The organism is Pseudomonas sp. NyZ201 (genome assembly GCF_049860765.1).
GTDB lineage: Bacteria > Pseudomonadota > Gammaproteobacteria > Pseudomonadales > Pseudomonadaceae > Aquipseudomonas > Aquipseudomonas bharatica.
Window position 1 is genome coordinate 1612226 of the sequence record NZ_CP187557.1, and the last position, 12205, is coordinate 1624430.

Genomic DNA, 12205 nt, shown 5'->3' on the forward strand with positions numbered 1-12205 from the left:
CGTCCCATATGGATGTGACGAAGTTTCACCAGAAAAAGGAATCAGGCTTCTCATGGGCGAACTGGCCAAAGAAATCCTCCCGGTCAATATCGAAGACGAACTGAGACAGTCCTACCTCGACTACGCGATGAGCGTCATTGTCGGGCGTGCACTGCCCGATGCGCGTGATGGCTTGAAGCCCGTGCATCGCCGCGTTCTGTATGCGATGAGCGAACTGGGTAACGACTGGAACAAACCGTACAAGAAATCCGCCCGTGTGGTCGGTGACGTGATCGGTAAGTACCACCCTCACGGTGATACCGCTGTCTACGACACCATCGTGCGCATGGCCCAGCCTTTCTCCCTGCGCTACCTGCTGGTCGACGGCCAGGGCAACTTCGGTTCGGTCGACGGCGACAACGCTGCGGCGATGCGATACACCGAAGTGCGCATGGCCAAGCTGGCCCACGAGCTGCTGGCCGACCTGCACAAGGAAACCGTGGACTGGGTGCCCAACTACGACGGCACCGAGCAGATCCCCGCGGTCATGCCGACCCGGATCCCCAACCTGCTGGTCAACGGCTCCAGCGGTATCGCCGTGGGCATGGCGACCAACATCCCGCCGCACAACCTCGGCGAAGTCATCGACGGTTGCCTGGCGCTGATCGACAACTCCGAGATCACGGTCGATGAACTGATGCAGTTCATCCCGGGCCCGGACTTCCCGACCGCCGGCCTGATCAACGGTCGCCAGGGCATCATCGAGGCCTATCGCACCGGTCGCGGACGCATCTATATGCGCGCCCGCTCCAACGTCGAGGACATCGACAAGGTCGGTGGCCGCCAGCAGATCGTCATCACCGAACTGCCGTACCAGTTGAACAAGGCCCGTCTGATCGAAAAGATCGCCGAGCTGGTGAAAGAGAAGAAGCTGGAAGGCATCACCGAGCTGCGGGACGAGTCCGACAAGGACGGCATGCGCGTGGTCATCGAGCTGCGCCGTGGTGAAGTGCCGGAGGTAGTGCTCAACAACCTCTACGCCCAGACCCAGCTGCAAAGCGTGTTCGGCATAAACATCGTCGCCCTGATCGACGGTCGTCCGCGCCTGCTCAACCTCAAGGACCTGCTCGAAGCCTTCGTCCGCCACCGCCGCGAAGTGGTAACCCGGCGTACCGTGTTCGAGCTGCGCAAGGCTCGCGAGCGTGGGCATATCCTCGAAGGCCAGGCGGTTGCGCTGTCCAACATCGACCCGGTCATTGCCCTGATCAAGGCTTCGCCGACGCCTTCGGAGGCCAAGGAAGCGCTGATCGGCACGCCATGGGAATCCAGCGCCGTGCAGGTGATGGTCGAGCGTGCCGGTGCCGACTCCTGCCGTCCGGAAAACCTCGACGAGCAATACGGCCTGCGTGATGGCAAGTACTACCTGTCGCCGGAACAGGCCCAGGCCATTCTTGACCTGCGCCTGCACCGCCTGACCGGCCTGGAGCACGAGAAGCTGCTGGCCGAATACCAGGAGATCCTCAACCAGATCGGCGAGCTGATCCGTATCCTCAGCAGTGCCGAGCGCCTGATGGAAGTGATCCGCGAAGAGCTGGAACTGATCCGCGCCGAATACGGCGATGCGCGCCGCACCGAGATCATCGACGCGCGCCTCGACCTGACCCTGGGCGACATGATTCCGGAAGAAGATCGCGTGGTAACCATTTCCCATGGTGGCTACGCCAAGACCCAGCCGCTGGCGGCCTACCAGGCCCAGCGTCGCGGTGGCAAAGGCAAGTCGGCGACGGGTGTAAAGGACGAAGACTACATTTCCCACCTGCTGGTGGCGAACAGCCATACCACCCTGCTGCTGTTCTCCAGCAAGGGCAAGGTGTACTGGCTGAAGACCTACGAGATTCCCGAAGCGTCCCGTGCGGCCCGTGGTCGCCCGCTGGTCAACCTGCTGCCGCTGGACGATGGCGAGCACATCACCACCATGCTACCGGTCGAGGAATACACCGAGGGTCACTACATCTTCATGGCCACTGCCAACGGCACCGTGAAGAAGACCCCGCTGGAGCAGTTCAGTCGTCAGCGCAGCGTCGGCCTGATCGCCCTGGAGCTGGATGAAGGCGATATCCTGATTTCCGCTGCGATCACCGATGGCGAGCGTGAGGTCATGCTGTTCTCCGATGCTGGCAAGGTGACACGCTTCAAGGAATCCGATGTTCGCGCCATGGGCCGTACCGCTCGTGGCGTGCGCGGCATGCGCCTGGCCGAAGGGCAGAAGCTGATCTCGATGATCATTCCGGAGGAGGGCAGCCAGATCCTCACCGCTTCCGAGCGCGGCTACGGCAAGCGCACCGCGATCAGCGAGTTCCCCGAGTACAAGCGTGGCGGCCAAGGCGTGATCGCCATGGTCAGCAACGAGCGTAACGGTCGTCTGGTCGGCGCTGTCCAGGTGCAGGAAGGTGAGGAGATCATGCTGATTTCCGACCAGGGCACCCTGGTTCGCACCCGTGTCGGCGAGGTTTCCAGCCTGGGTCGCAATACCCAGGGTGTTACCCTGATCAAGCTGGCCAGCGACGAAACCCTGGTCGGCCTGGAGCGGGTCCAGGAGCCTTCCGAGGACGACGAGGACGACGAACTGCCGGATGCCGAGGCAGGCGACGACAACATCGAGGCGCCGCAGGCGGATGCTGCCGGCGAGGAAGACGTCGTACAGGATTGAGTGGTAGATGTGTGGAATACGGAAGCGGGGCTCGTCCCCGCTTCTGCCGTTATCTTGAGCAGAGCGAGAGTGGATGTGAGCAAACGAGCCTTTAACTTCTGCGCAGGCCCTGCTGCGCTTCCGGACGCTGTTCTGCAGCGCGCCCAGGCCGAAATGCTGGACTGGAACGGCAAAGGCCTGTCCGTCATGGAAATGAGTCACCGTAGCGACGACTACGTGGCCATTGCCCAGCAAGCCGAGCAGGACCTGCGCGACCTGTTGTCCATCCCCTCCAACTACAAGGTGCTGTTCCTCCAGGGCGGCGCCAGCCAGCAGTTCGCCGAGATCCCGCTGAACCTGCTGCCCGAGAACGCTACCGCCGACTATATCGAGACCGGCATCTGGTCGAAGAAGGCCATCGAGGAAGCGCGCCGCTTCGGCAACGTCAATGTCGCCGCCTCGGCCAAGCCCTACGACTTCCTGGCCATTCCCGGCCAGAACGAGTGGAAGCTGACCCCGGGCGCCGCCTACCTGCACTACGCCTCCAACGAAACCATCGGCGGCCTGCAGTTCGACTGGGTGCCGCAGGCCGGTGACGTGCCGCTGGTGGTGGACATGTCTTCCGACATCCTCTCCCGTCCGATCGACGTCTCGCAGTTCGGCCTGATCTACGCCGGGGCGCAGAAGAACATCGGCCCGAGCGGCCTGGTGGTGGTGATCGTCCGCGAAGACCTGCTGGGCCGCGCCCGCAGCGCCTGTCCGACCATGCTCGACTACAAGATCGCGGCCGATAACGGCTCGATGTACAACACGCCGGCTACCTATTCCTGGTACCTCTCCGGCCTGGTCTTCCAGTGGCTGAAGGAGCAGGGCGGCGTGGCTGCGATGGAGCAGCGCAACCGGGCCAAGAAAGACCGCCTGTACGGCTTCATCGACAAGAGCGATTTCTACACCAACCCGATCAGCGTCAATTCCCGTTCGTGGATGAACGTGCCGTTCCGCCTGGCCGACGAGCGTCTGGACAAGGCGTTCCTCGCCGGTGCCGACGCCCGCGGCCTGCTCAACCTCAAGGGACACCGTTCGGTCGGAGGCATGCGTGCCTCGATCTACAACGCGCTGGGCCTGGAAGCCGTCGAAGCCCTGGTGGCCTACATGGCCGAATTCGAGAAGGAACACGCCTGATGTCCGAACAGGAACTCAAGGCGCTGCGGGTACGCATCGACAGTCTCGACGAGAAGATCCTCGAGCTGATCAGCGATCGCGCTCGCTGTGCCCAGGAAGTCGCGCGGGTCAAGATGGGCTCCCTGGCCGAGGGCGAGGTTCCGGTTTTCTACCGGCCCGAGCGCGAGGCGCAGGTGCTCAAGCGGGTCATGGAGCGTAACCAGGGGCCGCTCGGCAACGAGGAAATGGCCCGGCTGTTCCGCGAAATCATGTCCTCCTGTCTGGCGCTGGAGCAGCCGCTGAAAGTGGCTTACCTCGGCCCCGAGGGTACCTTCACCCAGGCTGCGGCGATGAAGCACTTCGGCCATGCCGTGATCAGCAAGCCGATGGCGGCGATCGACGAAGTGTTCCGCGAGGTGGCAGCCGGTGCGGTCAACTTCGGTGTAGTGCCTGTGGAAAACTCCACCGAGGGCGCGGTCAACCACACCCTCGACAGCTTCCTCGAGCACGACATGGTCATCTGTGGCGAGGTCGAGCTGCGTATCCACCATCATCTGCTGGTGGGCGAGAACACCAAGACCGACAGCATCACCCGCATCTATTCCCATGCCCAATCCCTGGCCCAGTGCCGCAAGTGGCTGGATGCCCATTACCCGAATGTGGAGCGCGTCGCGGTGGCGAGCAATGCCGAGGCGGCCAAGCGGGTCAAGGGCGAGTGGAACTCGGCCGCCATTGCCGGCGACATGGCTGCCGGCCTGTATGGCTTGACCCGACTGGCCGAGAAGATCGAGGACCGTCCGGACAACTCCACCCGGTTCCTGATGATCGGCAACCAGGAAGTCCCGCCTACGGGCGACGACAAGACTTCGATCATCGTGTCCATGAGCAACAAGCCGGGCGCGTTGCACGAGTTGCTGGTGCCGTTCCATGAGAACGGAATCGACCTGACGCGCATCGAGACCCGCCCTTCGCGCAGCGGTAAATGGACCTACGTATTCTTCATCGATTTCGTCGGCCATCACCGGGATCCGCTGATCAAGGCCGTGCTGGAGAAGATCAGCCAGGAGGCGGTTGCCCTGAAAGTGCTGGGTTCCTACCCGAAAGCGGTGCTTTGAGGCGTAACGATGGTGATGTTTTGAACAGGGTCCTGGCTCAGTGATTGAAATCGAAACGCAAAAGAGCGGAACCGTGCTTGGCCGGCTTGTTGTAGTGGGCCTGGGCCTGATCGGCGGTTCCTTCGCCAAGGGCGTGCGTGAAAGCGGCCTGTGCCGCGAAGTGGTCGGTGTCGATCTGGACCCGCAATCGCGCAAGCTGGCGGTCGAGCTGGGCGTGGTCGACCGCTGTGAGGAAGATCTTGCAGCGGCCTGCGTCGGTGCCGACCTGATCCAGCTGGCGGTACCGATCCTGGCGATGGAGAAGGTACTGGCCAGGCTGGCCGGAATGGACCTGGGGCAGGCGGTGCTGACCGATGTTGGCAGTGCCAAGGGCAATGTCGTTCGTACGGCTCGTGCGGTCATGCCGGAGCGACTCGCGCGCTTCGTGCCGGGGCACCCGATCGCCGGTTCCGAGCAGAGCGGGGTGGAGGCTTCCAATGCCGGGCTGTTTCGTCGGCACAAGGTGATCCTGACCCCGCTGGCCGAGACCGATGCCGAGGCCCTGGCCCTGGTTGACCGGCTATGGCGTGCGCTGGATGCGGATGTCGAGCACATGCAGGTGGAGCGTCACGACGAAGTGCTGGCGGCTACCAGTCATCTGCCTCATCTGCTGGCGTTCGGCCTGGTCGATTCCCTGGCCAAGCGCAATGAAAACCTCGATATCTTCCGTTACGCTGCCGGCGGCTTCCGTGATTTCACGCGGATCGCCGGCAGTGACCCGGTAATGTGGCATGACATCTTTCTCGCCAACCGCGAGGCTGTCCTGCGCATACTGGACACTTTTCGCAGCGACCTCGACGCCTTGCGCGATGCGGTCGATGCAGGGGACGGGCATCAGTTGCTGGGCGTGTTCACGCGCGCCCGGGTTGCCCGCGAGCATTTCAGTAAAATCCTGGCCCGACGGGCCTATGTGGACGCTATGAACTCCAACGACCTGATTTTCCTGGCACAACCTGGTGGCCGTCTGTCCGGGCGCATTCGCGTTCCCGGCGACAAGTCGATCTCCCATCGCTCGATCATGCTCGGCTCGCTGGCCGAGGGCACCACGGAAGTCGAAGGCTTCCTCGAAGGCGAGGACGCCCTGGCGACCCTACAGGCGTTTCGTGACATGGGCGTGGTGATCGAAGGTCCGCATCACGGTCGCGTGACAATTCACGGCGTCGGCCTCAATGGCCTGAAACCGCCACCTGGCCCTATCTACCTGGGCAACTCCGGTACTTCGATGCGCCTGCTGTCCGGCCTTCTGGCTGCGCAGGCCTTCGACACCGTGCTGACCGGCGATGCCTCGCTGTCCAAGCGTCCGATGAACCGTGTCGCCAATCCGCTGCGCGAAATGGGTGCGGTGATTGAAACCGCCGAGCAGGGCCGTCCGCCGGTTACCATTCGTGGCGGGCACAAGCTCAAGGCGCTGACCTACACGCTGCCGATGGCCAGCGCCCAGGTCAAATCCTGCTTGCTGCTTGCCGGCCTGTACGCCGAGGGCAAGACCACGGTCACCGAGCCAGCACCGACCCGCGACCACACCGAGCGCATGCTGCGTGGTTTCGGCTATGAAGTGAGTGTCGAGGGGCCGACCGCCTCGCTGGTCTCCGGCGGCAAGCTGAAGGCGACCCATATCGAAGTGCCTGCGGATATTTCCTCGGCGGCCTTCTTCCTGGTGGCTGCGTCGATCGCCGAAGGCTCCGAATTGCTCCTGGAGCACGTCGGCATCAACCCGACCCGTACTGGTGTGATCGACATCCTGCGCCTGATGGGCGGTGACATCACCCTGGAAAACCAGCGTGAAGTCGGTGGCGAGCCGGTTGCCGACCTGCGCGTGCGTGGCGCCAGGCTCAAGGGCATCGAAATTCCCGAGCACCTGGTTCCACTGGCCATCGACGAGTTCCCGGTGCTGTTCGTTGCTGCAGCCTGTGCCGAAGGCCGTACCGTCCTGCGTGGCGCCGAGGAACTGCGGGTCAAGGAATCCGATCGCATCCAGGTCATGGCCGACGGCCTGCTGGCCTTGGGTGTCAAGTGCGAGCCAACCGCCGATGGCATCATCATCGATGGTGGCGAGATCGGTGGTGGTGAGGTCCATGGCCACGGTGACCACCGGATCGCCATGGCCTTCAGCGTGGCTTCCCTGCGCGCAACTGCGCCGATCCGCATTCATGACTGCGCCAACGTCGCTACTTCCTTCCCGAACTTCCTGGCCTTGTGCGCAGAGGTCGGGATTCGCGTCGCTGAAGAGGGCAAATCGTGAACCTGCAAGCGCCGGTCATCACCATCGACGGGCCTAGCGGTTCGGGCAAGGGTACGGTAGCGGGCCTGCTGGCCCGGCGCCTGGGCTGGAACCTGCTGGACTCTGGCGCCCTGTATCGTCTACTCGCGTTCGCTGCGGGCAACCATGGCGTCGACCTGACCAACGAAGAGCTGCTCAAGGCCCTCGCCGCCCATCTGGACGTACAGTTCCTTGCGGCCGAGGAAGGCCAGTTGCAGCGCATCATTCTGGAGGGCGACGACGTCAGCAATGACATCCGCAACGAGCATGTCGGTGCCGGTGCCTCCCAGGTGGCTGCCCTGCCGGCGGTACGCGAGGCGCTGCTGCAGCGTCAGCGCGCGTTCCGCGAGGCGCCGGGCCTGATCGCCGATGGCCGGGACATGGGCACGGTGGTATTCCCCGATGCGCCGTTGAAGATATTCCTGACGGCCAGCGCCGAGGAGCGGGCGCGGCGCCGTTACCTCCAGTTGAAGGCCAAGGGCGATGATGTTAATCTGTCGAGTCTGCTGGATGAGATTCGTGCGCGCGATGAGCGCGATACCCAGCGCTCGGTAGCCCCGCTCAAGCCGGCAGCCGACGCGATACAGCTGGATTCTACCGAGCTGTCCATCGAGCAGGTGCTGGAACGCATTCTGAGTGAGGTCGCCCTGCGCGATATCACCGGATGACCCGGGAAGGCTGCAGGATTACCAGTCAACGTCCTGCAGCCGGCCCTTACTATGAACGAAACCCACATTGTCTGGAGTGTGGCTGTTGGGCGGATTTATCGCCCGAATCTACAGGAATTAAAATGAGCGAAAGCTTTGCAGAACTCTTTGAAGAAAGCCTGAAAACCCTCAACCTTCAACCAGGTGCGATCATCACCGGTATCGTTGTCGATATCGATGGTGACTGGGTTACTGTCCACGCTGGTCTGAAGTCCGAGGGCGTCATCCCGCTCGAGCAGTTCTACAACGAAGCTGGCGAGCTGACCATCAAGGTCGGTGACGAAGTTCACGTTGCGCTGGACGCGGTGGAAGACGGCTTTGGCGAAACCAAGCTGTCCCGTGAAAAAGCCAAGCGCGCCGAGTGCTGGATTGTTCTGGAAGCAGCTTTCGCCGCCGAAGAAGTGGTCAAGGGCGTTATCAACGGTAAGGTTAAGGGCGGCTTCACTGTCGACGTTAACGGTATCCGTGCGTTCCTGCCGGGCTCCCTGGTTGATGTCCGCCCAGTGCGCGACACCACTCACCTGGAAGGCAAAGAGCTGGAATTCAAGGTCATCAAGCTGGACCAGAAGCGCAACAACGTTGTCGTTTCCCGTCGCAGCGTCCTGGAAGCCGAAAACAGCGCCGAGCGCGAAGCTCTGCTGGAATCGCTGCAGGAAGGCCAGCAAGTCAAGGGTATCGTCAAGAACCTCACCGACTACGGCGCATTCGTGGACCTGGGCGGCGTAGACGGCCTGCTGCACATCACCGACATGGCCTGGAAGCGTATCAAGCATCCATCGGAAATCGTCAACGTTGGCGACGAGATCGATGTCAAGGTCCTGAAGTACGATCGCGAGCGCAACCGCGTTTCGCTGGGCCTGAAGCAACTGGGCGAAGACCCATGGGTTGCTATCAAGGCTCGTTACCCAGAAGGCACCCGCGTCATGGCGCGCGTCACCAACCTGACCGACTACGGCTGCTTCGCTGAGCTGGAAGAAGGCGTCGAAGGTCTGGTGCACGTTTCCGAAATGGACTGGACCAACAAGAACATCCACCCGTCGAAAGTCGTTCAGGTTGGCGACGAAGTGGAAGTCATGGTTCTGGACATCGACGAAGAGCGTCGTCGCATCTCCCTGGGCATCAAGCAGTGCAAGTCGAACCCATGGGAAGACTTCTCTGGCCAGTTCAACAAGGGCGACAAGATCTCCGGCACCATCAAGTCGATCACCGATTTCGGTATCTTCATTGGTCTGGACGGCGGCATCGACGGTCTGGTTCACCTGTCCGACATCTCCTGGAACGAAGTGGGCGAAGAAGCCGTACGTCGCTTCAAGAAAGGCGACGAGCTGGAAACCGTCATCCTGTCCGTTGACCCTGAGCGTGAGCGCATCTCCCTCGGTATCAAGCAGCTGGAAGATGATCCGTTCTCCAACTACGTTTCCGTGAATGACAAAGGCGCCATCGTCAAGGGTGTTGTCAAGGAAGTCGACGCCAAGGGCGCCGTCATCACCTTGGCTGACGATATCGAAGCCACTCTGAAAGCTTCCGAAATCAGCCGTGACCGTGTTGAAGACGCGCGCAACGTCCTGAAGGAAGGCGACGAGATCGAAGCCAAGATCATCAGCGTTGACCGCAAGTCCCGCACTCTCAACCTCTCCATCAAGTCGAAAGACGTTGAGGACGAGAAAGAAGTCATGCAGAACATCGCCAAGGCTGCTCCTGAAGCTCCTGGCGCTACCCTGGGTGACCTGCTGCGTGCGGCGCAGGAAGCGGCCAAGCAGAACTAAGTTCAGCTTGATCAAAAAAAGGCGACTTCGGTCGCCTTTTTTTATGCCTGAAATTTCAGTCGGTTAAGCGCGAGCCCCGTGGGCGTTGGCTTTGCGGGGTGTGTCGGTATTTCTCGCTCCTTGGATTTTCGTACAAGTCAAGAAGCGCACTGTTCAAATTCATCAAGCCGTGCTACAACCAATGGAGGCAATGACCTAGCTGCTTGATACAGAAGGGAAAAACATGACGAAGTCGGAGCTGATCGAACGTATTGTCACCCACCAGGGGTTGCTCTCGTCCAAGGACGTGGAGCTGGCAATCAAGACCATGCTTGAGCAGATGTCCCAGTGCCTGGCGACCGGGGATCGTATCGAGATCCGGGGGTTTGGTAGTTTTTCATTGCATTATCGTGCTCCCCGCGTGGGGCGTAACCCGAAGACCGGGCAGTCCGTCGAGCTCGATGGCAAGTTCGTGCCGCATTTCAAGCCCGGGAAGGAGTTGCGGGATCGGGTGAATGAAGATGAGCATGAGTCTACCTAGCAATAGAGGAGGTATCTGATGCATAAGCTCAAGCGCGCTCTGGTAGCACTATTTATCTTATTGCTGTCGGCTTTTGTACTGTTATTCGTAATGGAAAATCAGCAGGCTGTATCAATTGTGATACTTGGCTGGTCGATGCCAGCTATTCCTATGGCGGTGTTGGTGCTGCTTGTTTTAGTTGTTGGTTTGGTGGTGGGTCCTGTCCTGGGAAGTTGTAGCATGATGCTCCACAGGTCCAGGCGTCGTGCTTCTGCTCAAGATACAACCCATTCTGGCGGTTAGGAAATTTCCTGTCCTGGTTGAGAATTTGCCTGTTTTCGAGATCCCCGGATGATGAGATAAAGGCACGGCAGGCTTTGATTGTTGAGTGATGACGCCCGGCTTCGGGCTTCCCCCGGGTTGCAAGACTGTCTCTGGAGCATGAGTGGCGTCCCGGCGGGTCGGGTCTCGCGCTCCTCGACGATCAATCGTTTCACGGGGTGATCGCTTCTGTCTTGTCCCGATGGGGATCGGAAATCCCGTCCAGATACGTATGAGCAGGCGGCTGTATGGCTGTTTCAGTTGTTTTTATCGTGGCTTAAAGTCAAAGAGGAAGAAGCGACAAAAAAGGGAACTTTTCGGAGTGGCGAGTGTCTAACTGTATTTTTTGATATCTTTCAGGCTTGCTATTATTTCTGAAGAGGAATGGCTGTAAAACTGTATTGCCCTGTTGTCATGAATTTTCATTAGTCCGTGATAGACCGATTTTGGGGAATTATAATAAATGAGCAATGACCGTGAGAGGCTTGCTGCTGCGAGTGAGATCGACGTAATAGAGCTCCTGGAGAGATTGTGGCATCGCAAGTCGCTGATTCTTGGTACTGCGCTTGTGGTGGTTCTGTGCGCCGCGGCGTACGCGTTTCTTGCTCCGCAGGTGTACCAGGCAAAAATATTTGTGCGAGCGCCCACGCAGAATGATATAGCTAACCTGAATTATGGTCGCGACGATAGTCAGGGTCTGCGGCGGCTGACTGTGCAGGGGGTCTACGACATCTACCTGCGTAACCTGCTCTCCGAATCTCTGCGGCGGGAGTTTTTCCGTGAAGTCTACCTGCCTACGCTGGGTCAGAGCGCTATCGGGGTCGGGCCGGAAGAGCTCTACAATCGCTACACGCGGATCCTGCAGGTTGCTGTTGTTGGTAAGGAAGCTCCTGTGCGCTATGCGATTACAGCGGACCTGCCTGATCCGCAGCGAGCCGCGGATTGGGTCGTCCTGTACGCGAATATGGCGGGGAAAAACGCGAAGCAGGAGGTGCTCAAGGACGCTCGGAGTGAAGTGATTGTCAAGGCTGCCAATCTGAAGCAGCAGATAGTCGCGGCCCGGGAAGAGGCGGAAAGACGCCGCGAGGATCGGATAGTTCAATTGCAGGAGGCACTTGCCGTGGCTCAGTCGATCGGCCTGGAGAAACCTCCGATAATTTCTGGGACTCTTTCCAGTGAGGTGTCGGCAGGTATGGATGGATCGCTAACCTATATGCGTGGAGCCAGGGCGCTGGAGGCCGAGATTGATAATCTGCAGAAGCGCGCGTCGGATGATCCATTTATTTCCAGCCTTCGAGCCCAGCAAACGAGTTTGGCGTTCTATCGTACTTTGGAGATCGCACCGGAAACGGTCAGTGTTTACCGTCTGGATGGCGAGGTGGAGTTGCCTGATGAGCCGATTCGTCCGAAAAGATTGCTGGTCATGATTTCGGGTGCTGTGTTCGGCTTGCTTCTGGGTTGCATCCTTGCAAGCGTAAGTCATCTGGTTGGTGTCAGGGCATCTAAACGCTCTGAGCGTTAGGCTGAGTACGAAAACTGCCGGTACGACAATCACGCTGCGTTGAAAGCAACTCTGCAATACTCAATTTACAACCAGTGAAGCCGGGTGCGCTCCCCCGCCCCGGTCGCCCCTCGCCGGTTTTTTGCGTTGCCTGACCACCGCAAGGTA

General features: G+C 60.3%; 9 protein-coding genes. All 9 read left to right on the forward strand.

Features of this window, described 5'->3' with window-relative positions; all coding sequences use genetic code 11:
- The first annotated feature begins 52 nt into the window (after positions 1-52).
- The 9 genes from gyrA to ACPFMA_RS07470 all read left to right on the forward strand — a co-directional run bounded on the left by gyrA (position 53) and on the right by ACPFMA_RS07470 (position 12058).
- Positions 53-2689 (forward strand): DNA gyrase subunit A, encoded by a 2637-nt coding sequence (gene gyrA, locus ACPFMA_RS07430; protein WP_425929914.1) that lies wholly within the window; start codon positions 53-55, stop codon positions 2687-2689.
- 75 nt (positions 2690-2764) lie between these two features.
- A complete protein-coding gene (gene serC, locus ACPFMA_RS07435; protein ID WP_009407555.1) occupies positions 2765-3850 on the forward strand; it encodes a 3-phosphoserine/phosphohydroxythreonine transaminase in 1086 nt (361 codons plus the stop codon).
- Positions 3850-4944, forward strand: coding sequence for a prephenate dehydratase (pheA, locus tag ACPFMA_RS07440; protein WP_009407557.1), 1095 nt, complete (start codon positions 3850-3852; stop codon positions 4942-4944). The genes serC and pheA overlap by 1 nt, the downstream gene beginning before the upstream one ends.
- A gap of 40 nt (positions 4945-4984) precedes the next feature.
- Positions 4985-7225: a bifunctional prephenate dehydrogenase/3-phosphoshikimate 1-carboxyvinyltransferase gene (locus ACPFMA_RS07445; RefSeq protein ID WP_064304952.1), complete on the forward strand. Its 2241-nt coding sequence runs from the start codon at positions 4985-4987 to the stop codon at positions 7223-7225.
- The gene (gene cmk, locus ACPFMA_RS07450; protein WP_425929915.1) at positions 7222-7911 is read left to right on the forward strand and encodes a (d)CMP kinase; all 690 of its coding nucleotides are present in this window, start codon (positions 7222-7224) and stop codon (positions 7909-7911) included. Before ACPFMA_RS07445 ends, cmk begins: the two co-directional genes overlap by 4 nt.
- Positions 7912-8033: 122 nt before the next feature.
- Entirely contained in the window at positions 8034-9716 is a 1683-nt protein-coding gene (gene rpsA, locus ACPFMA_RS07455) for a 30S ribosomal protein S1 (protein WP_064304951.1), read from the forward strand.
- 223 nt (positions 9717-9939) lie between these two features.
- Positions 9940-10236, forward strand: coding sequence for an integration host factor subunit beta (gene ihfB / locus ACPFMA_RS07460; protein ID WP_064304950.1), 297 nt, complete (start codon positions 9940-9942; stop codon positions 10234-10236).
- Positions 10237-10254: 18 nt separating this feature from the next.
- Entirely contained in the window at positions 10255-10518 is a 264-nt protein-coding gene (locus tag ACPFMA_RS07465) for a lipopolysaccharide assembly protein LapA domain-containing protein (protein WP_081263299.1), read from the forward strand.
- Between the two features lie 481 nt (positions 10519-10999).
- A complete protein-coding gene (locus ACPFMA_RS07470) occupies positions 11000-12058 on the forward strand; it encodes an LPS O-antigen chain length determinant protein WzzB (protein ID WP_064304949.1) in 1059 nt (352 codons plus the stop codon).
- Positions 12059-12205: the final 147 nt, after the last annotated feature.

What these genes read in the sequence shown, in the direction of transcription:
- gyrA (WP_425929914.1), top strand. Translation starts at nt 53, where the DNA reads ATGGGCGAACTGGCCAAAGAAATCCTCCCGGTCAATATCGAAGACGAA.
- pheA (WP_009407557.1), top strand. Translation starts at nt 3,850, where the DNA reads ATGTCCGAACAGGAACTCAAGGCGCTGCGGGTACGCATCGACAGTCTC.
- rpsA (WP_064304951.1), top strand. Translation starts at nt 8,034, where the DNA reads ATGAGCGAAAGCTTTGCAGAACTCTTTGAAGAAAGCCTGAAAACCCTC.
- ihfB (WP_064304950.1), top strand. Translation starts at nt 9,940, where the DNA reads ATGACGAAGTCGGAGCTGATCGAACGTATTGTCACCCACCAGGGGTTG.
- ACPFMA_RS07465 (WP_081263299.1), top strand. Translation starts at nt 10,255, where the DNA reads ATGCATAAGCTCAAGCGCGCTCTGGTAGCACTATTTATCTTATTGCTG.
- ACPFMA_RS07470 (WP_064304949.1), top strand. Translation starts at nt 11,000, where the DNA reads ATGAGCAATGACCGTGAGAGGCTTGCTGCTGCGAGTGAGATCGACGTA.